Source organism: Streptomyces sp. S.PNR 29 (genome assembly GCF_030386795.1).
GTDB lineage: Bacteria > Actinomycetota > Actinomycetes > Streptomycetales > Streptomycetaceae > Streptomyces.
In genome coordinates this window covers 246,934-272,956 of sequence record NZ_JANUQM010000014.1, presented here as the reverse complement: position 1 = coordinate 272,956, position 26,023 = coordinate 246,934, and the positions used below count along the sequence as shown (strand labels likewise).

Sequence of the window (26,023 nt, the reverse complement as noted above, 5' to 3'; positions counted from 1 at the left end):
TCGAATGAGCATCGAAGCGCTTCGAAAGCGCCTCGTCGCTCCATCGCAAAGGGATCTCCACGTGACCGCACACACGCCACCCACTCCGCCGTTCCGCGATCCGCACCTGCCGTTCGCGAAGCGCATCGACGACCTGCTGTCGCGGCTCACGCTCGACGAGAAGACCGGATTCCTGCACCAGTTCACCCCCGCCGTCGAGCGGCTCGGCATCGCCGCCTTCCGCACCGGCCAGGAGGCCCTGCACGGCGTGGCCTGGATGGGCCCGGCGACGGTCTTCCCGCAGGCGGTCGGCCTCGGCGCCACCTGGAACGAGGACCTCGTACGGCGGGTCGGCGAGGCGGTCTCCAAGGAGGTGCGCGCGATGCGCGCCCGCGACGACCGCGTCGGCCTCAATGTCTGGTCCCCGACCGTGAACCTGCTGCGCCACCCCCTGTGGGGCCGCAACGAGGAGGGCTACTCCGAGGACCCGAAGCTGACGTCGGCCATCGCCACCGCGTACACCCGCGGCCTGCGCGGCGACCACCCGACGTACTGGCGTACGGCGCCCGTCCTCAAGCACTGGCTGGCACACAACAACGAGACGGACCGGGCCACCTCGTCGAGTTCGGTCCGCCCGCGCGTGCTGCACGAGTACGACCTGCGCGCCTTCCGCGAGACGGTGGAGGCGGGCGCGGTGGCCGGGGTCATGCCGGCGTACAACCTCGTCAACGGCCGCCCCAACCACGTCTCGCCCTATCTGAGGGAGCACCTGCGCGCCTGGACCGACGAGGACCTGCTGGTCTGCTCGGACGCGGGCGCCCCCTCCAACCTGGTCGACTCCGAGCACTACTACGAGACCCACGAGGAGGCGACCGCGGCCTCGCTCCGGGCCGGCGTGGACAGCTTCACCGACCACGGCACGGACAGCTCGCAGATGACCGGACGCGTCAGGAGGGCCCTCGACCGGGGCCTGCTCACCGAGGCCGACATCGACACCGCCGTCCGCCGCCAGCTGTCGGTCCGCTTCCGCCTCGGCGAGTTCGACCCGCACTACGACCCGCACGCCGGCACCAAGGACTTCGACACCCCGGCACACCGCGCGCTCGCGCGGGAGGCCGCCGAGCAGGCGATCGTCCTGCTGAAGAACGACGGTCTCCTCCCCCTCGCCCCCGACACCCGCGTCGCCGTCGTCGGCCTGCTCGCCGACGAGTGCAAGCTCGACTGGTACAGCGGCACGCTCATCCACCGCTCGACCCCGCTGGAGGGCCTGTACGAGCGGTTCGGCGCCGAGCGCGTCCAGTTCGCGGAGGGCGTGGACCGGGTGCTCCTCAAGACCGGCGCCGGCACGTTCCTGCATGTACCGGCGGCCGGAGACGCCGCGGACGAGGTGCGCGGCGCAGAAGGTGCCCTCGATCCGGCCCTGCTCGCCGGACGGACCGACCTGCCCCCGCTCACCACCGACGCCGCCGGCACCGAGTTCGCGCTCGTCGACTGGGGTGAGGGCGTGCTGACCCTGCGCGCACCCGACGGCCGCTATCTGTCGGTCGCCGAGGACGGCTGCGTACGCGCCTCCGCCGACCAGCCCGGAGGCTGGATCGTCCAGGAGACCTTCCGTCTGGAACCCCATGGGAGCGGCCACCTCCTCAGGCACATCGGCACGGGACATCCCGTGTGTGTCGCGGCCGACGGCGTAAAGGTTGCCGAGGAGGACCCGCACGTTTTCGAGCTCGTCGTCGTCGAGAGCGGCGAGGACGCGGTGACCCGCGTCGCGGAGCAGGCCGACGTGGTCCTGGTGGTCGCGGGCAACGACCCGCACATCAACGGCCGCGAGACCGAGGACCGCACCACACTGCGGCTGCCCGCCCACCAGGAGCGCCTGCTGCGCGCCGCCCGCGCCGCGAACCCGAACACGGTACTGGCGCTGGTCTCCGCCTACCCGTACGCGGTCGAACCGGCGGACCTTCCGGCCGTGCTGTGGACCGCGCACGGCGGACAGGCCGCGGGCACCGCCCTGGCGCGCGTCCTCGCCGGTGATGTCTCCCCCGCCGGCCGGCTCCCGCAGACCTGGTACGCCGACGACACCGACCTGCCCGGCCTCCTCGACTACGACGTGATCGGCAGCCGCCAGACCTACCTGTACTTCGAGGGCACGCCCCTGTTCCCCTTCGGGCACGGCCTGTCCTACGCGTCCTTCTCCTACGGCGACCTTCAGGCCCGGGTGGCGGACGGGACGGTGCGCGTCTCCTTCACCGTCACCAATACCGGCGACGTCACGGCCGACGAGGTGGCCCAGCTCTACATCCAGGCCCTGGAGCCGTCGGTGCCGCGCCCGCGCCGCGAGCTGGTGGCACACCGACGCGTCACGCTCGCTCCCGGCGAGCGGACCGGCCTCTCCTTCACCCTCCCCCTCTCCGCCTTCGAGTTCTGGGACGTGGCGCATGGCCGGTGGCGCCTGGAGCCGGGACCGTACGCCCTGCTGGCCGGGGCCTCCAGCGAGGACGTGCGCCTGCGGACGACGGTGACGCTCGACGGCGAGCCGGTCGCGCCGCGCCCGGTCGTCCGGCGCGGGCTGGCGGCGGCCGACTTCGACGAGCAGAGCGGAACCGAGATCGTCGACCGCACGAAGGTGTCGGGGGACGCGGTGACTCCGGTGGCCGGCACGTCCGGGGAACTGGTCTACCGGGCCTGCGACTTCGGGGCCGGTGTGACGGAGGTGACCGTGGAGGTGGCGGGTGAGGGCAGCGTCGAGCTGTCCCTGGACGGCGGCCCCACGCTCGCCGTACTGAGGCCCGAGGCGCCCACCTCCGGCCCGTACGACTACACCACGCTCGGCACCGGGATGGTCGCCGGCGGCGTGCACGACGTGCACCTCAGGCTGCGCGGCCCACTGCGGCTCGCGCGCGTCGGCTTCTCCGGTTGAGGGTCCGGACCAGGCCGACGGAAAGAAGGGGCCCGGCACCGGAAGGCATCGGTGCCGGGCCTCTTCGAGAACCCTACATGAAAATGGTTCCCATTAGCTAGGGCTGGGTGTGCGGCCGGTCAGAGGGCGAGACCGGTCAGCACCATCACCCGCTCGTACGTGTAGTCCTCCATGGCGAACTTCACGCCCTCCCGGCCCACGCCGGACTGCTTGGCACCGCCGTACGGCATCTGGTCGGCGCGGTAGGAGGGCACGTCGCCGATGACGACACCGCCCACCTCCAGGGCGCGGTGGGCGCGGAAGGCGGTCTGCAGGTCGTGGGTGAACACCCCCGCCTGGAGGCCGTACTTCGAGTCGTTGACGGCGGCGAAGGCCTCGGCCTCCCCGTCCACCTTGCGCACGGTGAGGACGGGCCCGAAGACCTCTTCGCAGGAGATGGTGACGTCGGCCGGCACGTCGGCGAGGACGGTCGGCGCGTACGAGGCGCCGTCTCGCTTGCCGCCGGTGAGCAGCGCGGCCCCCGCGTCGACGGCCTCCTGCACCCACGCCTCGACCCGCTTGGCGGCGTCCTCGCTGATGAGCGGGCCGACGTCGGTGCTGTCGTCGTTCGGGTCACCGGTGACCTGGGCCTCGACGGCGGCGACGATACGGGGCAGCAGACGGTCGTACACGGAGGCGTCGGCGATCACGCGCTGCACGGAGATACAGGACTGGCCGCCCTGGTAGTTGGAGAAGGTGGCGATGCGGTTCGCGGCCCGGTCGAGGTCCTCGTCGCTCGCGTAGTCGGCGAGGACGACGGCCGCTCCGTTGCCGCCCAGCTCCAGGGTGCAGTGCTTGCGCGGCACCGAGTCCATGATCGCGTAGCCGACCTTCTCGGAGCCGGTGAAGGAGATGACCGGCAGCCGCTCGTCCTGTACGAGCGCGGGCATCCGGTCGTTGGCCACCGGGAGGATGCTCCAGGATCCGGCGGGCAGCTCGGTCTCGGCGAGCAGCTCGCCGATGACGAGCCCGGACAGCGGGGTGGCGGGGGCGGGCTTGAGGATGATCGGCGCGCCGGCGGCGATGGCCGGGGCGACCTTGTGGGCGCACAGGTTGAGGGGGAAGTTGAAGGGCGCGATGCCGAGCACGACGCCCTTGGGGAAGCGGCGGGTGAAGGCGAGGCGCCCCTGACCGCCGGCGTCGGTGTCGAGCCGCTGGGCCTCGCCGCCGTTGAACCGCCGGGCCTCTTCGGCGGCGAACCGGAAGACGGAGACGGCCCGGCCGACCTCGCCCCTGGCCCACTTGACCGGCTTGCCGTTCTCGGCGGAGATGAGGCGGGCGATCTCCTCGGTGCGTTCGGCCAGGCGCCGGCTGACGTGGTCGAGGGCGGCGGCGCGTACGTGGGCGGGGGTCGCGGCGAACTCGTCCCGCACGGCGTACGCGGCAGCCACGGCCTCCTCGACCTGGGCGTCGCTCGGCACGGCGACCTTGCCGACCAGGCGGCCGTCCCAGGGCGAGGTGACGTCGAAGCTGTCCTCGCCGGTGACCTGGCGGCCGGCGAGCCAGAAGGCATGGGGGGAAGTCATGTCGGGTTCCGGCCCTTCCACTTTGGGGTGTTCTCGGGTTGCCGGGGTCCACGGTAGGCGCGGGGTGGCCAGGGGTCGTTTGTCCGGGGTGGAGTGGTGGGGGGTGGGGGTGCGCCGGTTTGGCGAGGTGGCGGGGTGCGGGCCGAAGGGTTTCGCCCCCGCCGCCCCTACCCGTCCCGTCCTCCAGGGGCTCCGCCCCTTCGACCCCGCGGACCCGTGCTCCTCAAACGCCGGAGGGGCTGAGAAACCCAGCCCGTCCGGCGTTTGAGGACGAGGCCGTTCAGGCCGAAGCGGGGGTCTGGGGGCGCAGCCCCCAGTGGGGTCCGGGGCAGCGCCCCGGGACGGGACGGGTAGGGGCGGCGGGGGCGAGACACCCCGGCCCCGGCCCCAGCACCGCCCGCCTACTCCCCCGACGTCGCCTTCAACGCCAGCCACAGCTCCATCCGCACATCCGGATCGTCCAGCGACCGCCCGAGGATCTCCTCCACCCGCCGCATCCGGTACCGCAACGTGTGCCGATGGACCCCCAGGTCCGCGGCCGCCGCGTCCCACTGCCCATGACGGGACAGCCAGGCCCGCAGCGAGGCCACCAGATCGCCCCGCCCGGTCGCGTCATGCTCGTGCAGCGCCCGCAGCAGCCCGTCGGCGAACGCCCGCACCGCGTCGTCGGCGAGCAACGGCAGCACCGAACCGGCCGCGAGCTGCTCGTGCTCCACGAGGACCCGCCCCCGCCGCCGCGCCACCGACAGCGCCTGCTCGGCCTGCTTGTACGCGCCGGCCGCGGCGATGGGCCCGGACGGCGCCGACAACCCGGCGACCAGCGCGTCCTCGTCCCCGCCCGCAGCCGGCTCCCGCCCGTTCGCGCCCCGCGCGGCCTCCAGCGCCGACGCGTACTTCTCGCACGCGGCGACGGCGGCGCCCCCGTCCGCGGCCAGCACCACCAGCCGTTCCCCCTCCGGCACCACCAGCACCGCCTCCCCGGCCCGGGCCGCCGCCGACTCCACGACCTCGGCGAGGGCCCCGAGCGGATCGCCGTCGGTGTCGGCGGGCCTGCCCGCCGACACGCGGGCGGACGACGCCGGCACCGCCTCGGCGACGATCAGCCGGAAGGGCGCGTCCAGCAGACCGCCGTACAGGTCCCCGACGACCGCGCGCGCGTGATCCGGCTCCCCGGCGAGCAGCATGCGCAGCACGGCCGCACCGATCCGCTGCTCGGCCGCGTACAGCGACCGCGACCGTTCCGTCGTGAGCGTCAGCAGGGCGATGGCCGAGTGGACGGCGTAGCGTTCGGCGGTGCCGAGGGCCGCGGCCGTGCCCACGGCCAGCGCCGCGCGGGGCCTGCGGCCCGTGCCCAGCGAATGCAGCTCCACCCGGTCCTCGGTCTCGGGCCCGCCCACGACCGACGACGCCGGCGCCGGACGCTCCCGCAGCCGCTCCACCTCCGCCGTGAGCCGCGCCGCCCGGCGTCCCGCCCACTCCGGTGCCGTGGCGACGACGGCGCCCGAGGCGTCGTACAGCGCCGCCCACCCGTCGACCTGCGACGCCAGAGCGGCCAGCAGCCCCTCCGGCCCGACCGTCAGTGCCTGCTTCGTCAGCTCCCGCTGCGCGGCGAACCCCGCCGTCACGGCCCGGTACTGGTCGGCGGCGATCGCGGCGGACACGGCCTTGCTGATGGCGAGGAACGGCGTCCTGCGCGGCACTTCCAGCAGCGGCAGCCCCGCCTCCTCCGCCGCCTCCACCAGCGCCTCGGGGATCTCCTCGTAATTGACGCCGACGGCGAACCCGAGCCCGACGACACCGGCTCCGACCAGCCGCTTCACATAGCGGCGCATCGCCTCCCAGTCCTCCGCGTCCAGCTTGAGCGCGGTGATCAGCAGCAGCTCCCCGCCCTCCATGTACGGCACGGGGTCGGCCAGCTCGCTGACGTGCGCCCAGCGGACCGGAACATCGAGGCGGTCCTCGCCCGCTCGCACGGTCAGCTTCAGCGCGGAGTGGTGGACGAGCGAGGCGAGCGTCGGGGGCATGAGGCCTTCAGGTCTGTGTAATCTTTGTGATCTTTTGGCCGCGATGTATGAACGGCCTGTGTCGATTCTGCCTCACTGTACGGTCCCCGCGCGCGCACCGGCAGGGAAGACCTCAACCCCGCAGATCCACCAGCAGCGGCGGCGCGTGCTCCCCCTTGACGTCGGTCAGCGACAGCACCGCGTGCCCCGCCGGCACCCCGTGCGCCAGTTCGGACGCGGACCACCGCTCCCGCTCCACCTGCCGCACGGTCACCGCCCGCGCGGTCGGCGCCTTCCCCGTGATCACCCGGCGCAGCATGTGCACGGCCTTGCCGGCGGGGGTCTCGGCGATGATCTGACGGTCGGTGACGTCGCGTGCCTCGGTCCACTCCTTGCCCCACACCTCGGCGAAGTCCTGACCGTCCCACGGAGTGAGCCCGGACAGCGCCATCCGGCACCCGGTGGCCCCCAGCAGCGGCCCGCGCAGCGGCCTCGGTACGTCGTCCAGGGTGCGCAGCGTCAGCACGGCACCGGCGCCCGCGGACCGCAGCCGCTGGATGCCCCGTACGGCCTCGGGCGTCACCACGCCCGTCGCGTCGTCCAGGATCAGGCAGGCGAACAGCGACCGGTCCTCCCGTACCGCGACGCTCGCCGTGAACTGCGCGAGCACCAGCCGCGCCAGCATCCGCGAGGCGTCCGCGTGCCCGCGCTCGGGCAGGTCGATGCGCACCCGCACCGGATGGTCCAGTGCCTTCAGCGAGAAGGGCCGCGACTGTCCTGACGTGTCGAAGAACCCCGCGAAGGCGGGCCGGTCCAGCAGCGCCACCCGGTCGGCGAGCACCCCGCCCACGTCACCGGGATGCCCCAGCTGCCTCTCGCGCGCGTCGAGTTCCCGCAGCAGCGCCTCCTGCCCCGTGTCCTGCAGCCCCTTGCGCAGCGCGGCCAGCGGTCCGGGCGCCCCGTCCAGCAGCTGCCGCAGCTCCGGCACGGACGGGAACCGCCCGTGCACCGCCCGGAACGGCCCGAGCAGCTGCGCGAGGACCGTGGTGGACCGGCGGCTGTCGCTGCCGGGGTGCGGGTCGGCGAGGTCCCCGACGAGGGCCTCGGCGAGGACGGCGGCGGCCTCGTCCGGGTCGGTCGTCCCGCCGTACAGGTCGAGGTCGTACACGGATTCGGGGTTGCCGACCCGTACGACGACGTCGTAGGCGTCGGTGGGGCCCAGCCCCGCGCCGGCCGCGCCGACCACGACGACGGCGGCCCGTCCGGCGAGCGCGTGCAGGCACAGCGACTCGGCGAGCGGCCTGACGATGGTGCTGGTCTTGCCGGAGCCGGCCGGGCCGACGGCGAGCAGGGAGGTGCCGAGCAGGTCGGGGCCGAGGGCGAGGCCGGTGCCGCGGTAGGCGTAGGGGTTGCGGGGGTCGTCGGCGGTCGTGCCGAGCCGCACCTGACCGGTGACCAGGTCGTGCCGGGCCTGCCGGCCGGGCAGGTCACGGGCTCCGGAGGGATGCAGGCAGGCGGCGGCACCCTCGCTGAGCACCGCACTGGTGAAGGCGGCCATGCTGTGCCGGCCACTGCGCACGCCCTGCCAGGCACGCGTGATCCGGGCGTGGTCGACGTCCCGCATGAGCCCGGAACGGGCCTCCGCGGCGAGCCGCTCGGCGGCGTCGACGGCCCCGGCGGCGCGGAGCTGCGGATACTCGGCGGGGTCGGCTTCGGGGGCGGGCGGCGGCGCGTCGCCCGGCGTGGCGCGACGCCAGGCGGTGGGGCCGTACCGGCGCCAGATCTCGCCCCACCGGCCGAGCCGGCCGACCCCGACCAGGATGATCAGCGCGACCAGCACGTAGTAGGCGTACACGACCACGACGGCGGCGAAGCTGTGGGGCTGGGCCCACGAGTCCGGGATCATCGCGTACAGGGGCAGCAGCCACCAGCCGCCGAGGTAGCCGTTCCACAGCAGGGACCAGATCAGCCAGCCGACGAGGAAGGCGATCACTGCACCGCTGAACAGCTGCCGCCCCGCAATCCGCTCCGGCTCCTCCGCCGGCCGCGGCCGGTGCCCGAACCGCCACACGCCGGGCTGGGCCTCCGGCCGGGGCGTGCGCAGCCAGGACAGGAACGCCGACCCGTCCGGCAGCGGTGGCACACCGGGCGCCCGGGTCGGTCGCGGCGGCACCGCGGGCACCTCCGGCGGCCCCGCCGGACGCGGCACAGGATTCGCATGCGTACCCTGCGCGTCCCGGTTCCCGTCGCTGTCCATCGCCCTTGCCCCCTGACCAGCCGTTCCGTCCACCATCAGCGAGTCAATCTAACGCCCTACCCTGGGGAGTTCACCGTTTACGCGGCCGGGCCCGCGCCCAGGTATCACCGCGACGCTATGTCCACGACGGACAACCGGCCCTGCGGACAACGCCCACATGGAGCATGCCCACCCCCCTCGGTCCGTCCTAGCCTGCGAGAAAAGAAGGCAACGTCCCGCAAAACGCCCCTCCGCACAACCCCAGGAGCCCCGCATGACCGCACTTCCGCAGGAGCGCCGCGTCGTCACCGCCATCCCCGGACCGAAGTCGCAGGAGCTGCAGGCCCGCCGTACCGCGGCGGTCGCGCAGGGGGTGGGCTCCGTGCTGCCCGTGTTCACGGCGCGTGCGGGCGGCGGGATCATCGAGGACGTCGACGGCAACCGGCTCATCGACTTCGGGTCGGGTATCGCCGTGACGTCCGTCGGAGCCTCCGCCGAGGCCGTCGTACGCCGGGCCGGCGCGCAGCTCGCCGACTTCACCCACACCTGTTTCATGGTCACGCCGTACGAGGGGTACGTGGCCGTCGCCGAGGCGCTGGCCGAGCTGACGCCGGGTGACCACGCCAAGAAGTCGGCCCTGTTCAACAGCGGCGCCGAGGCCGTCGAGAACGCGGTCAAGATCGCCCGTGCGTACACCAAGCGGCAGGCGGTCGTCGTCTTCGATCACGGCTACCACGGCCGGACCAACCTGACGATGGCGCTGACGGCCAAGAACATGCCGTACAAGCACGGCTTCGGGCCGTTCGCGCCCGAGGTGTACCGGATGCCGATGGCGTACGGCTACCGCTGGCCGACCGGCCCGGAGAACGCGGGTCCGGAGGCGGCCGCGCAGGCCATCGACCAGATCACCAAGCAGGTCGGTCCGGAGAACGTGGCCGCGATCATCGTCGAGCCGGTGCTGGGCGAGGGCGGCTTCATCGAGCCGGCGAAGGGCTTCCTGCCGGCGATCAGCAAGTTTGCCTCCGACCACGGGATCGTGTTCGTCGCCGACGAGATCCAGTCCGGTTTCTGCCGTACGGGGCAGTGGTTCGCGTGTGAGGACGAGGGGATCGTCCCGGACCTGATCACGACCGCGAAGGGCATCGCCGGTGGCCTGCCGCTCGCTGCCGTGACCGGCCGCGCCGAGATCATGGACGCCGCGCACGCGGGCGGCCTCGGCGGTACCTACGGTGGCAACCCGGTCGCCTGCGCGGGCGCGCTCGGCGCGATCGAGACGATGAAGGAGCTCGACCTCAACGCGCGGGCGAAGGCGATCGAGGCGACGATGAAGTCCCGTCTCACCGCCATGGCCGAGAAGTTCGACCTCATCGGCGACGTCCGCGGCCGTGGCGCGATGATCGCCATCGAGCTGGTCAAGGACCGCGCCACCAAGGAGCCGAACCCCGAGGCCACGGCCGCGCTGGCCAAGGCCTGCCACCAGGAGGGCCTGCTGGTCCTGACCTGTGGCACCTACGGCAACGTGCTCCGTTTCCTGCCCCCGCTGGTCATCGGCGAGGACCTGCTGAACGAGGGCCTCGACATCATCGAGCAGGGTTTCACGCGCATCTGAGCCCGTTGCGTGCACGTCTGGCGCGGCGAGCGACAGAGCGTGTGAAGAAGGTGTGCGAGGTGGATGACAGGAGGCCTTTCCATCTGTCGCACGCGCACCCCCTGTCGTAGGTTCTAACCAGATGAGAGATACACCCCGCCCACAGGGGACTGTGGGCGACATCAGGCCGGGGCCTCCCCAGCTTCGACCTGGTCGTGCCCTCGCGCACACAACCGGAGCCTGCGGCTCTGGATCTCCTCACCGATCGGACGGTCGCTCGCCCCAAACCCCCCGGGGCGCGCGACGTTCCGGTCCGGTCGGCCGCCTCGGAATCACCCCCCCTGTTCCGGGGCGGCCGACCTCCCTCTTCCTCCTTCTCGGGCTTCCGGCCCTGCTCTTCGCGCTGTTCACCTGGCAGGTCGTCACCGACGGCCTGCTGGTGGGCGTGGACGAACGCGTCAGTCGCGCCCTGGTCCACCCGGACCGTCTCTCCGAACTCCTCGCCGACCTGGGCAACGTCCAGGCCGCCCTGCCGGTGCTGGTCGTGGCGCTGGTGTACGTCGCCTGGCGGACCCGGCGCAGTGGTACGGACCGCTGGTGGCTGCCGGCCGCCGCGGCGGCCCTGACGATGGCCCTCGTCCCGGCGCTGGTCGTCCCCCTCAAGGAACTCACCGACCGCCCGGGCACTCCGGTCGTGCCGCCCGGCACCGGCTACTACCCCTCCGGCCACACCGCCACGGCCGCCGTCGCCTACGGGGCCGCGACCCTGCTGCTCCTCCCCTGGCTGCGCACCGCCCTCGCCCGCCGCGCCCTGGCCGTGCTCTGCGCCGCCGTCAACCTGGGCGTGGGCTTCGGCCTGGTCCGCCGCGGCTACCACTGGCCGCTGGACGTCGCGGCCAGCTGGTGCCTGTGTACGGCGCTGCTGACCGGGTTCCTCCTGTTCCTCGGCCGGACGGTCGCCACGCAGCCGAAGCAGCCGTCCCGGCCGCAGCAGCCGTAGGAGTCGTCACCCCCTCCTCCGCCGCGGCCAGGACCGCCGCCGCCTCGTGCATCGCCGGTTCGAGCAGCGCCCGGCGGGAGCAGCCGGCCGGGCTCAGCTGTCGAAGCCCAGCCCCAGCCGGTCCATCGTGCGCAGCCACAGGTTGCGGCGGCCGGCGTGTGCGTCCGCGCGGGCCAGCGACCACTTGGTGAGGGCGATACCGGTCCAGGCGAAGGGCTCGGGCGGGAAGGGCAGGGGCTTCTTGCGCACCATCTCCAGCGATGTGCGTTCCGTGCGCTCGCCGGCCAGCAGGTCCAGCATCACCTCGGCGCCGAACCGGGTCGCGCCCACACCGAGACCCGTGTATCCGGCCGCGTAGGCGACCTTCCCGTGGTGGGCGGTGCCGAAGAACGCCGAGAAGCGGGAGCAGGTGTCGATGGCGCCGCCCCACGCGTGCGTGAAGCGGACGCCCTCCAGCTGCGGGAAGCAGGTGAAGAAGTGCCCGGCGAGCTTGGCGTACGTCTCCGGGCGGTCGTCGTACTCGGCGCGCACCCGGCCGCCGTACGGGTAGATCGCGTCGTAGCCGCCCCAGAGGATGCGGTTGTCGGCGGTCAGGCGGAAGTAGTGGAACTGGTTCGCGCTGTCGCCGAGTCCCTGCCGGTTCTTCCAGCCGATCGACGCCAGCCGGTCGTCGGGGAGCGGCTCGGTCATCAGGGCGTAGTCGTAGACGGGGACGGTGTAGGCCCGGACGCGTCGGACCAGGTTCGGGAAGATGTTGGTGCCGAGCGCCACCTTGCGGGCACGGACCTGGCCGTAGGGGGTGCGTACGGCCATGCCGGCGCCGTAGGGCTTCAGGGTGAGGGCGGGGGTGTGCTCGTAGACGCGCACGCCGAGCCGCACGCAGGCCCGCTTCAGGCCCCAGGCGAGCTTCGCCGGGTGGAGCATGGCCACGCCCCTGCGGTCGTACAGGCCTGCCTGGAAGGTCGGTGAGCGGACCTGTTCGCGTACGGCGTCCGTGTCCAGGAACTCCACGCCGTCGGCGAGGCCCCGGCGCTCCATCTCCTCGTACCAGTCCCGGAGTTCCCAGGCCTGGTACGTCTCGGTGGCGACGTCGATCTCGCCGGTGCGTTCGAAGTCGCAGTCGATGCCGTGCCGGGCGACCGCGGCCTCGATCTCGTCGAGGTTGCGGGCGCCCAGCTCCTGGAGCCGGTGGATCTCGTCCGGCCAGCGGGTGAGGCCGTTGGGCAGGCCGTGGGTGAGGGAGGCGGCGCAGAAGCCGCCGTTGCGGCCCGAGGCGGCCCAGCCCACCTCGCGGCCTTCGAGCAGTACCACGTCACGTCGCGGGTCGCGCTCCTTGGCGACCAGCGCGGTCCACAGCCCGCTGTAGCCGCCGCCGACGACCAGCAGGTCGCAGGTCTCGGAGGTGGTGAGGGCGGGCTCGGGGCGGGGCCTGCCGGGGTCCTCCAGCCAGTACGGGACCGGCTGGGCGTCGGCGAGTGATGAGGTCCAACGGTTCATGGCGCTCGGGGCCATGATGTCAACTCCCTACAGAGCGTCAGCGTTATGCCTTGGGTCTGTTCCGGCGGTTGCCGATGACCATGGAGGTGAGGACGAACAGCACGGCGACGAGGAACATGGCCGTACCGATGACATTGATCTGGACGGGCGTGCCGCGCTGCGCGGAGCCCCAGACGAACATGGGGAAGGTGACGGTGGAACCGGCGTTGAAATTCGTGATGATGAAATCGTCGAAGGAGAGCGCGAAGGCGAGCAGCGCGCCCGCCGCGATGCCTGGTGCCGCGATCGGCAGTGTCACCCGGAGGAACGTCTGGAACGGGCCCGCGTAGAGGTCCTGCGCCGCCTGCTCCAGCCTCGGGTCCATCGACATCACCCGCGCCTTGACGGCCGTCACGACGAAGCTGAGGCAGAACATGATGTGGGCGATGAGGATCGTCCAGAAGCCCAGCTGTACGCCCATGTTGAGGAACAGGGTGAGCAGCGAGGCCGCCATGACGACCTCGGGCATCGCCATCGGCAGGAAGATCAGCGAGTTGACCGCACCCCGCGCGCGGAAGCGGTAGCGGACCAGCGCGAAGGCGATCATCGTGCCGAGCAGGGTGGCGCCGAGGGTCGCCCAGAAAGCGATCTGGAGGCTGATCGACAGTGAGCCGCACAGGTCGGCCACGCCGCACGGGTCCTTCCAGCCGTCCATGGAGAACCGCTGCCATGCGTAGTTGAAGCGCCCCTTCGGTTTGTTGAAGGAGAACACCGTCACGACGACGTTGGGCAGCAGGAGATAGGCGAGCGTCAGCAGTCCCGCGATGACGACGAGATGTCGCTTGAGCCAGTTGACGAAGGACATGTCAGACCAGTTCCTCCGTCCCGGACCTGCGGATGTAGAAGGTGACCATGAGGAGAATCGCGGCCATGAGGATGAAGGAGAGGGCCGCGGCCGTCGGATAGTCGAGGACCCGCAGGAACTGGGTCTGGATGACGTTTCCGATCATGCGGGTGTCGGTGGAGCCGAGGAGTTCGGCGTTGACGTAGTCACCGGCCGCCGGGATGAAGGTGAGCAGCGTGCCGGAGACGACACCCGGCATCGACAGCGGGAAGGTCACCTTCCGGAAGGTGGTCCAGGGCCTCGCGTACAGGTCGCCCGCCGCCTCGTGGAGCCGTCCGTCGATGCGCTCCAGGGAGGTGTACAGCGGCAGGATCATGAACGGCAGGAAGTTGTAGGTCAGTCCGCAGACGACCGCGAGCGGGGTGGCCAGCACGCGGTCGCCGGAGGTCCAGCCGAGCCAGTTGGTGACGTCGAGGACGTGCAGCGCGTTCAGCGCGCCGACGACCGGGCCGCCGTCCGCGAGGATCGTCTTCCAGGCGAGCGTGCGGATCAGGAAGCTGGTGAAGAACGGCGCGATCACCAGGATCATGATCAGGTTCCGCCAGCGGCCCGCGCGGAAGGCGATCAGATACGCGAGCGGGTAGCCGAGCAGCAGGCACAGGATCGTCGCGGCGGCGGCGTAGAGGACCGAGCGGACGAACTGCGGCCAGTAGGCGGACAGCGCGTCCCAGTACGTGGCGAAGTGCCAGGTGACCTTGTAGCCCTCCTCCAGGGAGCCCGTCTGCACGGACGTGGAGGCCTGGTAGATCATCGGCAGCGCGAAGAAGACCAGCAGCCACAGGATGCCGGGGAGCAGGAGCCAGTACGGGGTCCGGCGGCCGCGCCCCCGCGGGGGCTTCTTCTCGGGGGCGGGCGCCGAGGGGGGCGCTTCGGTGACCGTGGCCATCAGGCGACCTCTTCCTCGGTCCCCGCGTCGATGTCCTGTGCGGCGTCCAGGCCGAAGGTGTGGGCCGGGTTCCAGTGCAGGACCACGTCGGCGCCGGGCACGAGACGGGCGTCCCGGTCGATGTTCTGGGCGTAGACCTCGAACTCCGGGCAGACCGGGCTGTCGACGACGTACTGCGTGGAGACGCCGATGAAACTGGAGTCGGCGATCTTGCCGGTGATGCGGTTGCGGCCCTCGGGTATCCCGCCCGCGTCGTCCGCGTGCGTGAGGGTGATCTTCTCCGGGCGGACGCCGACCAGCACCTTGCCACCGGTCGTCGTGGGCGCGGAACAGCGAGCATCGGGGAGGACGAGTTTGCCGCCGCCCGCCTTCAGCACGATCTCCTCGCCGCTCCGGGAGTCGACCTCGGCCTCGATCAGGTTCGACGTGCCGAGGAAGTTGGCGGCGAACGTCGTCCGCGGGTTCTCGTACAGGTCGGTGGGCGAGCCGAGTTGCTCGACGCGGCCGGCGTTCATCACGGCGACCGTGTCGGCCATCGTCATGGCCTCCTCCTGGTCGTGCGTGACGTGGACGAAGGTGATGCCGACCTCGGTCTGGATGCGTTTGAGCTCCAGCTGCATCTGGCGGCGCAGCTTGAGGTCGAGGGCGCCGAGCGGCTCGTCGAGCAGGAGCACCTGGGGGTGGTTGATCAGCGCGCGGGCCACGGCGACGCGCTGCTGCTGGCCGCCGGAGAGCTGGTGCGGCTTCTTGCGCGCCTGTTCGCCGAGCTGGACGAGCTCCAGCATCTCCTCGACCTGCTTCTTCACCGACTTGATGCCGCGCCGGCGCAGGCCGAAGGCGACGTTCTCGTACACGTCGAGGTGCGGGAAGAGGGCGTAGGACTGGAAGACCGTGTTGACCGGGCGCTTGTAGGGCGGGAGGGCGGTCACGTCCTGGCCGCCGAGGTGGACGGTGCCCGAGGAGGGTTCCTCCAGACCGGCGATCATGCGCAGGGTGGTGGTCTTGCCGCAGCCGGAGGCGCCGAGCAGCGCGAAGAAGGAGCCCTGCGGCACGGTCAGGTCGAGGGGGTGTACGGCGGTGAAGGAGCCGTACGTCTTGCTGATCCCGGAGAGGCGGACGTCGCCGCTGTTGCCGTTCGTCATGGTGGTCACGCCCCAGTGAGCTTCGCGAACTTCTCTTCGTAGGCGGTCTCTTCCTTCGAGCTCAGCGAGCGGAAGGCATGGGACTTCGCCTGCATGGCCTTGTCGGGGATGATCAGCGGGTTGTTCGCCGCATCCTTGTCGATCTTCGCAAGCTCTTCCTTCACGCCGTCCACGGGACAGACGTAGTTGATGTAGGCGGCGAGCTCGGCCGCGGGTTCCGGCTCGTAGTAGTAGTCGATGAGCCGCTCGGCGTTCGTCTTGTGCCGGGCCTTGTTGGGGATGAGCAGGTTGTCGCTGGACGTCAGGTAGCCGCTGTCCGGGATGACGAAGTCGACGTCCGGGCTGTCCGCCTTCAGCTGGACGACGTCACCGGCCCAGGCGATGCAGGCCGCGAAGTCGCCCTTGGCGAGGTCGGAGGTGTAGTCGTTGCCGGTGAAGCGGCGGATCTGGCCCTTGTCGACGGCCTTCTGGAGGCGGGCGACGGCCGCGTCGTAGTCGTCGTCGGTGAAGGCGGCCGGGTCCTTGCCCATGTCGAGCAGGGTCATGCCGATGGTGTCGCGCATCTCGGTGAGAAAGCCGACGCGGCCCTTGAGCCCGGGGTTGTCGAGCATGTCGGAGACCGATGTCACCTCGATGCCGTCCAGCGCCTTCTTGTTGTAGGCGATGACGGTGGAGATGCCCTGCCAGGGGTACGAGTAGGCCCGGCCCGGGTCCCAGTCGGGGCTGCGGAACTGCTGCGACAGGTTGGCGAAGGCGTGCGGCAGGTTGCTCGGGTCCAGTTTCTGGACCCACCCGAGACGGATGAGGCGCCCGGCCAGCCAGTCGGTGAGGACGATGAGGTCACGGCCGGTGTCCTGGCCCGCGGCGAGCTGCGGCTTGATCTTGCCGAAGAACTCGTTGTTGTCGTTGATGTCCTCGGTGTACTTGACCTTGATTCCGGTCCGCCGGGTGAACGCGTCCAGCGTCGGGTGGTGCTTGCCGCTGTCGTCGACGTCCATGTACTCGGTCCAGTTGGAGAAGTCGACGACCTTCTCCTTCGCCGAGTGGTCCTCCGCCGGGACGCCGCCCTGCGACGTGGCCGCCGCGGGGATGCCGCAGGCGCTCAGCGTGCCGAGTCCGCCGAGCGCGAGGGCGCCGCCCGCGGAGGCGCGCAGCAGAGAACGGCGGGTCAGGGCGGCCCTGCCGTTTCGGAAACTACGCCGCGTCGCGGCCAGTTGGACCGGCGACAGGCGGTCGGGCTCGTACTGCTCCATGCGCGTGGTGCCCTTTCGGGAAGGTTGTCGGCCGTGGTCGGCGGCCTGTCGTCACAACTACTGCCGGTCCCCGAAGATCGTGCGGTGCCAGTCCTTCCCCGCCACGCCCGAGTAGGCGGGTGGCGTAGCTCCAGCTCGATTTGGGTGCCGATCCTGACAGAGCAACGGCACTCCAACAAGGGATTCCGTTGTTGCCTTTTGGTTACGCGACGGAATCTGTCGACCTGGTGTCGAGCGGGCCTGAAAAAGACAGGACCCGTTGTCAGTGGTGCGTGCCAGACTCGCGGGCATGGTGGAGATCACGGGGGCGATCGATACGCGGGACGCGCTGATCAGGGCGGTCCGTGCCGGGGCACGCGTCGAGTACCTGCACTTCTGGGGACACCGGCCGCGGCCCGACGGCCGGATCGGGGCGAGCTGCCTGAGCCAGTGGTGGCCGTCGCCGTTCACGGTGGACGGGGTGGAGTACGCGACCGCGGAGCACTGGATGATGGCGGGCAAGGCCCGGCGGTTCGGTGACGCGGAGGCGGAGGAGAGGGCCGTGTCGGCGCCGAGTCCCGCGCTCGCCAAGAGAGCCGGGCGGCTGGTGCGCGGCTTCGAGGAGCCCCTGTGGGAGCGGGAGCGCTTCCGGATCGTCGTCGAGGGCAGCGTCCACAAGTTCGCCGCGCATGCGGAGCTGCGGGAGTTCCTGCTGAACACGGGCGAGAGGGTGCTGGTGGAGGCGAGTCCGGTGGACCGGGTGTGGGGCATCGGTCTGGCCGCGGACGACGAGGCGGCGGCGGACCCGGAGCGGTGGCGGGGGCCGAACCTGCTGGGGTTCGCGTTGATGGAGGCGCGGAGACGGCTGCGGGCGGGATGAACGAGGGGCCGGTCCCCGGACCGGCCCCCTGTGGCCGAGCGGAGCCCCGTTCAGGCCGCGCCGAGTCCGCCCATGATGCTCGCGAAGAGCACGAAACCCAGCAGCGGCAGGAGCACGGTGGCCACGATGCCGCAGACGAGACCGGCGGTCGCCGCGCCCTTGTTGGTGGCTTCGCCGCGGTTCGCCTTCCCCCGGCCGATGGCGCCGAAGATGATCGCGAGGATGCCCAGGACGACGCCGAAGAACCACAGGAAGAACGTCAGGCTGCACACCACGCCGATGATGCCCAGCACCAGTCCGGTGGTCCCCATGCCGTTGCTCGGCTGCGTGGGCATCGCGTAGCCGGGCGTCTGCGGGTAGGCCGCGGGAGGCGTGGCGGGGTGCGCGGGACCCGACGGATAGCCGTACCCCGGGCCGGACTGCGGGTAGCCGTACCCCGGCGCAGGCTGCTGCGGGGGCTGGGACGGCGGGCCGAAACCGCCGGGCGGCGGATTGGTGGCGGACATGAAACGATCTCCCCTCCGTTGACAGTCAAGGCATCGTAATGGCCCTGTTCGCCATGGAGGGGGCCCTTTTGCGGAGGCCTGCGGGGATGTGCTGTGTGGAGGGTGTGCGGGAGGTTGACGCCCGACGGGTTCAGCGGTCGGCGAGGACGGTGACCGACGGGCCGAGGGCACCGTAGGACGGGTCCTCGTCCGACTGGTCGCTGTTGATGGCGGCCGTGATGCCGACGGCGATCAGGACGATCACCGCGACGCCGAGGACGATGCCGATGACGCCCATGATGAGGCCGGCCTGGGCCTGGCCGTGGTTGTCGGCCTGGCCCTGCTCGGCCTTCTTGCGGCCCTTGATCCCGAAGACCACGGCGAGGATGCCGAGCACGACCGAGACCACGCCGTACAGGCAGAACAGGCAGCAGGAGAGGATGCCCAGCACCATCGCCGCGATGCCCATGCCGTTCTGCGGCTGCATGGGCATACCGGGCCAGCCGTAGCCCTGCGGATAGCCGGGGTAGCCGTATCCGCCGGGAGCGCCGGGGCCGTTGGGCGCGACGGGCGGGGGCGGCACCGCGGCCCCTGAGCCGTCGAACGGAGCGGCCCCGCCGGGCGGGGCGTAGCCGGGTGCGCCGAACCCGGTGGCCGGCATCGAGGCGATCGTGGCCTGGTCGTGCACGGACGGCGGCTGCTGCGCGGGCGGCCCACCGGCGGCAGGCGGCTGCCCCGGAACCTGGGGCGGCTGACCCGCGGCGGGGCCGTGGCCCTTCTCCAGCGACGTCCTGCTCTCGGGGGGCGCCCAAGGGTCGTGGCCGCCCGCGGTGTCCCCGCCCGGCTGCGCTGCGTCCGTCATGTCGCGTCCCCCCTGGATCGATCGTGCCGCCATGCTACGACCTCCCTCGCCACCCACCACCGCCGGTCCCACGCCACCTGCCCCACCGTCCCGCGCCCGGCCCGCGCTCCGACCCCCACGCCTCCGCACCCACGAGGCCGGCATGACCCGCACTCCACGCCTCCTCACCCGGCGAGGCCGGCGTGGCCCCCGCCCCGCACCGCCCCCTCCCCGGCGGGGCTCCCCGGACCCTTCCCCCAGCCGCCTCACCCCGCCTCCTCCACCGCCTACGATGACCCGGAGTCATCGATCAGCCGATCACCCGCGTCCCGCCGTCCGCACGGTCCGGGGACGCCGTTCCGGGGAGGAACCCTTGACCGAGCACCTCGTCGACGCACGTGCCCCGCGCGATCTGCGGGACTTCATCGCCTCGCTGCCCAAGGCCGAACTGCACGTGCACCACGTCGGTTCCGCCTCCCCCCGGATCGTCTCGGAGCTGGCGGCCCGCCACCCCGACTCCAAGGTCCCCACCGACCCCGAGGCCCTGGCCGACTACTTCACGTTCACGGACTTCGCCCACTTCGTCGAGGTGTACCTGTCCGTCGTCGACCTGATCCGCACCCCGGAGGACGTCCGCCTGCTGACGTACGAGGTGGCCCGTGAACTGGCCCGGCAGCAGGTGCGCTACGCCGAACTGACCATCACCCCGTACTCCTCCACCCGCCGCGGCATCGACGCGCGCGCCTTCATGGACGCGATCGAGGACGCCCGCAAGTCGGCCGAGGCCGAGTTCGGGACCGTGCTGCGCTGGTGCTTCGACATTCCCGGCGAGGCCGGGCTGGTGTCGGCCGAGGAGACCGTCCGGCTCGCCACCGACGACCGGCTGCGTCCCGAGGGTCTGGTCTCGTTCGGGCTCGGCGGGCCCGAGATCGGTGTGCCGCGGCCGCAGTTCAAGCCGTACTTCGACCAGGCCATCGCCGCCGGACTGCACTCCGTGCCGCACGCCGGCGAGACCACCGGCCCGGAGACGGTGTGGGACGCCCTCACCCACCTGCGCGCCGAGCGCATCGGGCACGGCACCAGCTCCGCGCAGGACCCGAAGCTGCTCGCGCACCTCGCCGAGCACCGGATCCCGCTGGAGGTGTGCCCGACGTCGAACATCGCCACGCGCGCGGTCCGCACGCTCGACGAGCACCCCGTCAAGGAGTTCGTGAAGGCGGGGATCCTCGTCACCGTCAACTCCGACGACCCGCCGATGTTCGGCACCGACCTGAACAACGAGTACGCGGTCGCCGCCCGCCTGCTCGACCTCGACGAGCGGGGTCTGGCCGAGCTGGCCAAGAACGCGGTCGAGGCGTCCTTCCTCGACGAGCCGGGCAAGGCCAGGATCAAGGACGAGATCGACGCCCACACCGCGGCCTGGCTCGCCCGCTGACACCCACGGGACACGCCATGACCACCCCGCGCACCGTGACCGCCGTCGCCCACCGCGGCGACCCCTACCGCGTTCGTGAGAACACGATCGACTCGCTGCGTTCCGCGCTCGCCCTGGGCGCGGACGCGGTCGAGATCGACGTACGGCTCACCCGGGACGGCGTGCCCGTGCTGCTGCACGACGAGACGCTGAAGCGGCTGTGGGAACAGGACCGTCCGCTGCTCGCGCTGTCGGCGGCCGAGGTGCGCGGGCTGACGGACGGCCGGGTGCCGACGCTCGCCGAGGCGCTGACCGCGACCGACGGCAGCCGCGTCATGCTGGACCTGCCCGGCAGCCCCGGCCTGCGGGCGGTCCGCCGGGTTGTGGACGTCGTACGCGAGTGCGGGGCGCAGGACCGCGTGTACTACTGCGCGGGCGCCGCCGCCATGCTCGCCGTGCGCGCCGCCGACCCGGCCGCCGAGATCGCGCTGACCTGGACGACGCTGGCGCCGCCGCGGCCCGCGCTGCTGGACGCGGTGCGGCCGCGGTGGCTCAACTACCGCTTCGGACTGGTGGACGCGGCCATCGCCGACCGGGTCCACCGCGACGGCTACCTGCTGTCCGTGTGGACCCCCGACACCCGCCGCTCGATGCGCCGCCTCCTCGGTGCCGGGGTCGACTCGATCACCACCAACCGCATCGACACGCTCACCGCGCTGCGCGGAACCGCCGTACGCGGCAGCGCTACACGCGGGAACGCTGAGGCACCGTCGCGGGATCGGCCGGAGTCCCGCGGGTGACGTACTGCGGCACGGGGGCGGTGTCCTCGCCGTTGTCGCGGACCAGGCCGTAGCGGATGGCGCCCTGGTCGGGCCCGGTGTTGACGTCCTTGTTCGCCGCCTCCCAGCTCGACGGGAAGACGGTGATGCCGTAGTCGCAGCCGCGTTCGTTCTGGATGAGGGTGACGGTGCCGTCGAGGTAGAAGTACTCGTTCTGCCACATCTGCTGGGTGCCGGACGGCAGGACGGCCCAGCCGATGTCCGGGCCGCCCATACCGGTCGCGTAGCCGCCGGGGCTGCCCTGGAGAGGGTCGTCCATACGGCGGCCACCGCCGGAGGCGACGTGGAAGAGCTTGCCCTTCAGGCCGGTCCAGGCCGGCATGACCACGGCGCCGGGCCGGTACTTGGGCGAGATCTGCCAGCGCACCAGCACGTAGCCCCGGCCGGTCAGGGTCACGCTCTCCCCGCGGTGCTGCATCACGGCCATCGGGCCCCCGGTGCTGGTGATCCCGGACTCGGGGCGGTGCGGCAGGGCGGCGGGGCGCGCGTTCGGGTCCGGAGCCCGGTCGACGGCGTCGACGACGGTGCCGTACAGGTCGGCCTTCGGCGTGGGCGACGGGGTCGGGGTCGGGGTCGGGGTCGGCGTGGGCGTGGGCTCCGCGGACGGTGGCGGCGGGGCGGCCGGAGAGGTCGCCGCGGTGGGGGTGACGGCCGCGCGCGGGGGCGGGGCGTCGGGCGTCTGCGTCACGACGTACGCGCCGCCCGCGACGATCGTCGCGCCCGCCGTCATCGCGACGGCCGGCTTGGTCAGCGCCCCGAGCAGCTTGGCGGACCAGCCCGCCGACGTGGCGGCCACGGCCGTCTTGCCACCGAAGGCCAGTGACAGCGTGAAGCCGACGGGGACCGGGACCAGCGCGATCCCGACGAGGAGCCGCTCCGCCGGTACGACGGACTCGCGGGTGTCGCCGCAGTAGGCGCAGCCCCGGACGTGCCGGGCCAGCCGCTTGCGCCACACCGAGTCGGGGCGGCCGTTCCAGCGGGCGGTCAGCTCGCGCAGCTCGGGGCAGGCACCGTCGAGGGCGCGCACGATGCCGCGGGCGGTCTCCAGGCGCTCCTTCATCCGCTGGACGCGTACGGCGGCGTGCTGCCGGGTGATGCCGACGGCGGCCGCCAGTTCACGCCGGGTCAGCTCGCCGGCGACCTCCAGCCACCACAGTGACAGCAGCTGCCGGTCCTCGTCGTCGAGCCACCGCACCGCCTCGGCGACCTCGCGCCGCTGCCCCTCCAGCTGCAGCCGCAGCACGCTGAGCTCGGCGAAGTCGGCGGCCTCCCGGGCCGTCCCCTCGTCCAGCTGTTCCGACGGGGACCTGCGCCGGGCCCGGTCCCGGATCTGCCGCATGGCGATCGCCACCAGCCAGGACCGGAAGCTGTCCGGATCGCGCAGCGAGCCCAGGTTGCCGACGGCGCGCAGCATGGTCTCCTGGACGACGTCGTCGACGTCGGCGTGGCCGTTCAGGGCGCGGCCGACGACGTTGTAGACCAGCGGCAGCCAGCCCGCGACCAGCTCGTCCAGCGCCTGCCGGTCACCGGCCTGCGCCGCCGCGATGGTGGAGCGCCACTGCCGCCCGGCCCTTTCGTCCACGTACGTCCCCTCCGGGGTCCCCTGGGTCACCTGCTGCCCTACCGCACCTTCTCAGCCGAGCCTGTGCCGTGGGCAATGTCGGGGATCACAGCCTGTTCCCGGTACGGGCGGTACATGAAGGCGCCTCCCTGTGTGAGGGACGTGAGGGACGGGAGGGGAGACGGGGTGAAGGCGGGCCGGATAACACTTTTTCCGCCGGGATCTGGCCGGACGCAGAACAGAAGGCCGCCTCGGTCTGTAACACTGCTGTGGCCGGAGGTGTGGCTTCCACCACGTCGGATCGATCACCGCCGGACCAAGATCAGCAGGTGTTCAGAAACCTCACAGGCTCCAACAGTTCCTTACTTCACGCGCTGGGCCGCCCGGTCGTCGTGGTTCTCGCCGCCGTCGGCGTCGTCGCCGGCGTGCTGACCGGCTGGCGGGGCCTCGACACCGTCAACGGCTGCGGGCTCCCGGTCCAGCGGTATCCGTCCGCGACGGCACGGGACTGGGTCCGCCACGCCGATGTCGTGATCGTGGGACGCGCCGTCCGGGAACGGGAGAGCGACCGCGAGGAGCTGCCCGCCGGCGCGTACCGCTACCAGCTGGAGCGCACCGTCGAACTGACCCGGGAAGCCGTCGCCTTCACCTCCCGCGCCCGTTCGCACCCCGCGGTCGGCTCCACCGTCGACTACGTCGCCCCCGGCTGGAAGGTCCTCCGCTCCGACGGCGCCACCCGCGTCGACGAGCTCACCGGAGCCGCCCCGCGCGTCGTCCCCGGCCACACCTACATCCTCGCCCTGCGCTGGGAGGAGGACCGCTGGGTGGCCCTCGGCGAGGGCGCGGTCGTACCGTTCGACGACCACGTGGTGGGCCGTGGGGAGTGGTGCGGGCGCGTCCTCGGCACCGACGGCTTCGCCCAGGGCGAGCGGATCTCCCGGCACGACGACCACAGCATCGAGAAGATCCTGGTCGGCCGGGGCGAGGACGCGCTCACCCGGGAGCTCGACCGTGCGGCTCGGCAGAAGAACGCCGACTGATCACCCACGCGTCGACCGATCCGGCCGCCGGACGGATCGGGCCGGACGCCCTCAAGTGGCCAGGGCCGGAACAGCACCCGGGGTGAGCGCCTCCAGCCGCTTGATCTTCCTGCGGACGACATACAGCGGAATGACCCCGAAGACTCCGAACGACATGTCGATCACCGACCACCACAAGGGGATCTCCCGGATCGGGCCGCAGATCAGGGCGAGCGGGATGATCCCGGCGCAGGCGATCATCGCGAACTCGACGACCCAGATGTTGCGGACCGGGTCGCGGTAGGGGCCGTAGAAGGCGACCGCGATGACGAGGTGGGCGAAGGCCAGCCAGTCCGTGCCGTACAGCACGAAGGGGTGCTCGGCGTCGGTCTCGTCGAGGCCGCGCCGGACGCGCTCGATCCAGTCCATGAGCCCCGGCAGGTGCTCGGGTACGGACAGGGACCGCAGCAGGTCCTCGGTCCAGCGCAGTTCGTGCACCAGGGGGAAGGCCGTGGCGCCGCTGAGCACCAGGCAGACGACGAAGAAGACCAGCCACACGCGGATGCCCCTCAGCAGGGCGGCTCTGTCGCTCATGCGGGCACTCTACGCCCAGTTCTTGAACGTGTTCAAAAATTGCGCGAGGACCGACGCCGTCCAGCGCGGACCGGCAGAAGGCGCCAAGCACCCGCCACCGGCGTGACCGGCGGTGGACGCGGCGGCGACGATCGGGGCCGTGATGCCCGCGCCGACCGCGAACTCCCGCGCGTCGGCCCCCTCGGCCCGCCGCACACCGCCTCCGGCGCCGCGGCCCGCTCCCGCGGTACGGGCACGCCGCGCCGAAGCCGCCCCGGCAGGGGCGCCACCCATGCCGGAGCCTTTGTTGGTACGTCCTGACATAACCGTTGACATCACCGACGGGCGGCCTCATAGTTACGTGCCACTAGAGCGCGCTAGTGAAGCGCGCCAGTCACCGTGACCCAGATGCACCAGTCACCGTGACCCATATGGACACCCACCCTGACCAGCACAGCGAGGTGCGAGGGACATGCACAGACACAGCCGAGCCGTCACCCTGACCGCCACCGTACTGGTCGGCACCCTGTTCGCCGCCGGCTGCTCCAGCAGCAGCGGCGGGAAGAAGTCCGAGGAGGGCGGGGCAGCCGCGTCCGCGGGGAAGGCCACCACCCCCCGCATGACCGTGGCCATGGTCACCCACGCCTCCCCCGGCGACACCTTCTGGGACCTGATCCGCAAGGGCGCACAGGCCGCCGCCGCCAAGGACAACATCAAGCTCGTCTACTCCAGCGACCCCAGCGCCGGAAACCAGGCCAACCTCGTGCAGAACGCGATCGACCAGAAGGTCGACGGCATCGCGCTCACCGCGGCCAAGCCGGACGCCATGAAGAAGGTGGTGGCCAAGGCCAAGGCGGCCGGCATCCCGGTCGTCGGGTTCAACTCCGGCGTCGACCAGTGGAAAGAGCTGGGCATGCTCGAGTACTTCGGCCAGGACGAGAACATCGCCGGCCAGGCCTTCGGCGAGCGGCTGAACCAGCTCGGCGCCAAGCACGCCCTGTGCGTCATCCAGGAGCAGGGGCAGGTCGCCCTGGAGGCCCGCTGCGCCGGCCTGGAGAAGGGCTTCAAGGGCAAGACGGACACGATCTACGTCAACGGCACCGACATGCCGTCCGTGAAGTCGACGATCACCGCCAAGCTCAAGCAGGACTCCTCCATCGACCAGGTGGTCACCCTCGGCGCCCCCATCGCGCTGACCGCCGTGCAGTCGGTGTCCGACGCCGGCAGCAAGGCCAAGGTCGCGACCTTCGACCTCAACAAGGAGCTGGTGAAGGCCGTCCAGGACGGCAAGGTCGAGTTCGCGGTCGACCAGCAGCCCTACCTGCAGGGCTACCTCGCCGTGGACGCGCTGTGGCTGTACAAGACCAACGGCAACGTCAGCGGTGGCGGCACCGCGCCCGTCCTGACCGGACCGGCGTTCGTGACGAAGGACAACGTCGACGCCGTCGCGGAGTTCGCCGCGAAGGGAACGCGTTGACCG

The 26,023-nt window shown here is 71.8% G+C and carries 21 protein-coding genes; 8 read left to right on the top strand and 13 right to left on the bottom strand.

All coding sequences use genetic code 11. From position 1 onward, the window contains the following. Positions 1-61 precede the first annotated feature (61 nt). A complete protein-coding gene (locus tag NW895_RS32870) occupies positions 62-2,899 on the top strand; it encodes a glycoside hydrolase family 3 C-terminal domain-containing protein (protein WP_289940320.1) in 2,838 nt (945 codons plus the stop codon). A 119-nt stretch (positions 2,900-3,018) separates the two neighbouring features. Here NW895_RS32870 and NW895_RS32865 read toward each other — a convergent pair whose 3' ends face one another. The 3 genes from NW895_RS32865 to NW895_RS32855 form a co-directional block, all read right to left on the bottom strand. Continuing rightward, positions 3,019-4,464, bottom strand: coding sequence for an aldehyde dehydrogenase family protein (locus NW895_RS32865; protein WP_289940318.1), 1,446 nt, complete (start codon positions 4,462-4,464; stop codon positions 3,019-3,021). A 401-nt stretch (positions 4,465-4,865) separates the two neighbouring features. Beyond that, the gene (locus NW895_RS32860; RefSeq protein ID WP_289940317.1) at positions 4,866-6,488 is read right to left on the bottom strand and encodes a PucR family transcriptional regulator; all 1,623 of its coding nucleotides are present in this window, start codon (positions 6,486-6,488) and stop codon (positions 4,866-4,868) included. Between the two features lie 112 nt (positions 6,489-6,600). After that, on the bottom strand, positions 6,601-8,724 hold the full coding sequence (locus NW895_RS32855) for an ATP-binding protein (protein WP_289940316.1): 2,124 nt from the start codon (positions 8,722-8,724) through the stop codon (positions 6,601-6,603). A 253-nt stretch (positions 8,725-8,977) separates the two neighbouring features. On the opposite strand from NW895_RS32855, the gene gabT reads away from it, so the two are divergent. Both gabT and NW895_RS32845 read left to right on the top strand, forming a co-directional pair. Continuing rightward, positions 8,978-10,312 (top strand): 4-aminobutyrate--2-oxoglutarate transaminase, encoded by a 1,335-nt coding sequence (gene gabT, locus NW895_RS32850; RefSeq protein ID WP_289940315.1) that lies wholly within the window; start codon positions 8,978-8,980, stop codon positions 10,310-10,312. 151 nt (positions 10,313-10,463) lie between these two features. Further along, on the top strand, positions 10,464-11,291 hold the full coding sequence (locus NW895_RS32845; protein WP_289940313.1) for a phosphatase PAP2 family protein: 828 nt from the start codon (positions 10,464-10,466) through the stop codon (positions 11,289-11,291). 93 nt (positions 11,292-11,384) lie between these two features. Here the strand turns inward: NW895_RS32845 and NW895_RS32840 are convergent, their stop codons facing one another. The 5 genes from NW895_RS32840 to NW895_RS32820 are packed head-to-tail and all read right to left on the bottom strand — an operon-like array spanning position 11,385 to position 16,952. Beyond that, positions 11,385-12,803, bottom strand: a complete 1,419-nt coding sequence (locus NW895_RS32840) for an FAD-dependent oxidoreductase (RefSeq protein ID WP_289940312.1) — start codon at positions 12,801-12,803, stop codon at positions 11,385-11,387. Positions 12,804-12,831: 28 nt separating this feature from the next. Continuing rightward, a complete protein-coding gene (locus tag NW895_RS32835) occupies positions 12,832-13,632 on the bottom strand; it encodes an ABC transporter permease (protein ID WP_289940311.1) in 801 nt (266 codons plus the stop codon). Between the two features lies 1 nt (position 13,633). Then, positions 13,634-14,557, bottom strand: coding sequence for an ABC transporter permease (locus tag NW895_RS32830; RefSeq protein WP_289940310.1), 924 nt, complete (start codon positions 14,555-14,557; stop codon positions 13,634-13,636). After that, on the bottom strand, positions 14,557-15,699 hold the full coding sequence (locus NW895_RS32825) for an ABC transporter ATP-binding protein (protein WP_289940353.1): 1,143 nt from the start codon (positions 15,697-15,699) through the stop codon (positions 14,557-14,559). Before NW895_RS32825 ends, NW895_RS32830 begins: the two co-directional genes overlap by 1 nt. 5 nt (positions 15,700-15,704) lie before the next feature. After that, entirely contained in the window at positions 15,705-16,952 is a 1,248-nt protein-coding gene (locus NW895_RS32820) for a spermidine/putrescine ABC transporter substrate-binding protein (RefSeq protein WP_289940308.1), read from the bottom strand. A 289-nt stretch (positions 16,953-17,241) separates the two neighbouring features. Here NW895_RS32820 and NW895_RS32815 point away from each other — a divergent pair, with 289 nt between their 5' ends. Continuing rightward, positions 17,242-17,811, top strand: coding sequence for an NADAR family protein (locus NW895_RS32815; protein WP_289940307.1), 570 nt, complete (start codon positions 17,242-17,244; stop codon positions 17,809-17,811). A 50-nt stretch (positions 17,812-17,861) separates the two neighbouring features. Here NW895_RS32815 and NW895_RS32810 read toward each other — a convergent pair whose 3' ends face one another. Together NW895_RS32810 and NW895_RS32805 are read right to left on the bottom strand one after the other, a co-directional pair. Beyond that, positions 17,862-18,317, bottom strand: coding sequence for a DUF4190 domain-containing protein (locus NW895_RS32810; RefSeq protein ID WP_289940306.1), 456 nt, complete (start codon positions 18,315-18,317; stop codon positions 17,862-17,864). Positions 18,318-18,447: 130 nt separating this feature from the next. Continuing rightward, the gene (locus NW895_RS32805; protein WP_289940305.1) at positions 18,448-19,158 is read right to left on the bottom strand and encodes a DUF4190 domain-containing protein; all 711 of its coding nucleotides are present in this window, start codon (positions 19,156-19,158) and stop codon (positions 18,448-18,450) included. Between the two features lie 352 nt (positions 19,159-19,510). On the opposite strand from NW895_RS32805, the gene NW895_RS32800 reads away from it, so the two are divergent. Continuing rightward, complete coding sequence (locus NW895_RS32800) at positions 19,511-20,572, top strand: adenosine deaminase (RefSeq protein WP_289940304.1); 1,062 nt, start codon at positions 19,511-19,513, stop codon at positions 20,570-20,572. A gap of 17 nt (positions 20,573-20,589) precedes the next feature. Next, positions 20,590-21,351: a glycerophosphodiester phosphodiesterase gene (locus NW895_RS32795; protein ID WP_289940303.1), complete on the top strand. Its 762-nt coding sequence runs from the start codon at positions 20,590-20,592 to the stop codon at positions 21,349-21,351. On the opposite strand, the gene NW895_RS32790 is transcribed toward NW895_RS32795, so the two are convergent. Beyond that, complete coding sequence (locus tag NW895_RS32790) at positions 21,296-23,002, bottom strand: sigma-70 family RNA polymerase sigma factor (RefSeq protein ID WP_289940301.1); 1,707 nt, start codon at positions 23,000-23,002, stop codon at positions 21,296-21,298. The two genes, NW895_RS32795 and NW895_RS32790, sit on opposite strands and share 56 nt — an antisense overlap. A gap of 341 nt (positions 23,003-23,343) precedes the next feature. Between NW895_RS32790 and NW895_RS32785 the strand changes: the two genes are divergently transcribed. Further along, on the top strand, positions 23,344-23,991 hold the full coding sequence (locus NW895_RS32785; RefSeq protein WP_289940300.1) for a hypothetical protein: 648 nt from the start codon (positions 23,344-23,346) through the stop codon (positions 23,989-23,991). Between the two features lie 51 nt (positions 23,992-24,042). On the opposite strand, the gene NW895_RS32780 is transcribed toward NW895_RS32785, so the two are convergent. Both NW895_RS32780 and NW895_RS32775 read right to left on the bottom strand, forming a co-directional pair. After that, entirely contained in the window at positions 24,043-24,564 is a 522-nt protein-coding gene (locus NW895_RS32780) for a hypothetical protein (protein WP_289940299.1), read from the bottom strand. Positions 24,565-24,573: 9 nt separating this feature from the next. Next, a complete protein-coding gene (locus NW895_RS32775) occupies positions 24,574-24,837 on the bottom strand; it encodes a hypothetical protein (protein ID WP_289940297.1) in 264 nt (87 codons plus the stop codon). Between the two features lie 178 nt (positions 24,838-25,015). Between NW895_RS32775 and NW895_RS32770 the strand changes: the two genes are divergently transcribed. Then, a complete protein-coding gene (locus NW895_RS32770) occupies positions 25,016-26,020 on the top strand; it encodes a sugar ABC transporter substrate-binding protein (protein ID WP_289940295.1) in 1,005 nt (334 codons plus the stop codon). Positions 26,021-26,023: the final 3 nt, after the last annotated feature.

Excerpts from the sequence above, each read along its gene's own strand:
- gabT (WP_289940315.1), top strand. The coding sequence starts at position 8,978 with ATGACCGCACTTCCGCAGGAGCGCCGCGTCGTCACCGCCATCCCCGGA.
- NW895_RS32835 (WP_289940311.1), bottom strand. The coding sequence starts at position 13,632 with ATGTCCTTCGTCAACTGGCTCAAGCGACATCTCGTCGTCATCGCGGGA.
- NW895_RS32775 (WP_289940297.1), bottom strand. The coding sequence starts at position 24,837 with ATGGGTGGCGCCCCTGCCGGGGCGGCTTCGGCGCGGCGTGCCCGTACC.
- NW895_RS32805 (WP_289940305.1), bottom strand. The coding sequence starts at position 19,158 with ATGACGGACGCAGCGCAGCCGGGCGGGGACACCGCGGGCGGCCACGAC.
- NW895_RS32820 (WP_289940308.1), bottom strand. The coding sequence starts at position 16,952 with ATGGAGCAGTACGAGCCCGACCGCCTGTCGCCGGTCCAACTGGCCGCG.
- NW895_RS32860 (WP_289940317.1), bottom strand. The coding sequence starts at position 6,488 with ATGCCCCCGACGCTCGCCTCGCTCGTCCACCACTCCGCGCTGAAGCTG.
- NW895_RS32865 (WP_289940318.1), bottom strand. The coding sequence starts at position 4,464 with ATGACTTCCCCCCATGCCTTCTGGCTCGCCGGCCGCCAGGTCACCGGC.
- NW895_RS32770 (WP_289940295.1), top strand. The coding sequence starts at position 25,016 with ATGCACAGACACAGCCGAGCCGTCACCCTGACCGCCACCGTACTGGTC.
- NW895_RS32840 (WP_289940312.1), bottom strand. The coding sequence starts at position 12,803 with ATGGCCCCGAGCGCCATGAACCGTTGGACCTCATCACTCGCCGACGCC.
- NW895_RS32825 (WP_289940353.1), bottom strand. The coding sequence starts at position 15,699 with ATGACGAACGGCAACAGCGGCGACGTCCGCCTCTCCGGGATCAGCAAG.
- NW895_RS32795 (WP_289940303.1), top strand. The coding sequence starts at position 20,590 with ATGACCACCCCGCGCACCGTGACCGCCGTCGCCCACCGCGGCGACCCC.
- NW895_RS32830 (WP_289940310.1), bottom strand. The coding sequence starts at position 14,557 with ATGGCCACGGTCACCGAAGCGCCCCCCTCGGCGCCCGCCCCCGAGAAG.
- NW895_RS32815 (WP_289940307.1), top strand. The coding sequence starts at position 17,242 with ATGGTGGAGATCACGGGGGCGATCGATACGCGGGACGCGCTGATCAGG.
- NW895_RS32780 (WP_289940299.1), bottom strand. The coding sequence starts at position 24,564 with ATGAGCGACAGAGCCGCCCTGCTGAGGGGCATCCGCGTGTGGCTGGTC.
- NW895_RS32855 (WP_289940316.1), bottom strand. The coding sequence starts at position 8,724 with ATGGACAGCGACGGGAACCGGGACGCGCAGGGTACGCATGCGAATCCT.
- NW895_RS32810 (WP_289940306.1), bottom strand. The coding sequence starts at position 18,317 with ATGTCCGCCACCAATCCGCCGCCCGGCGGTTTCGGCCCGCCGTCCCAG.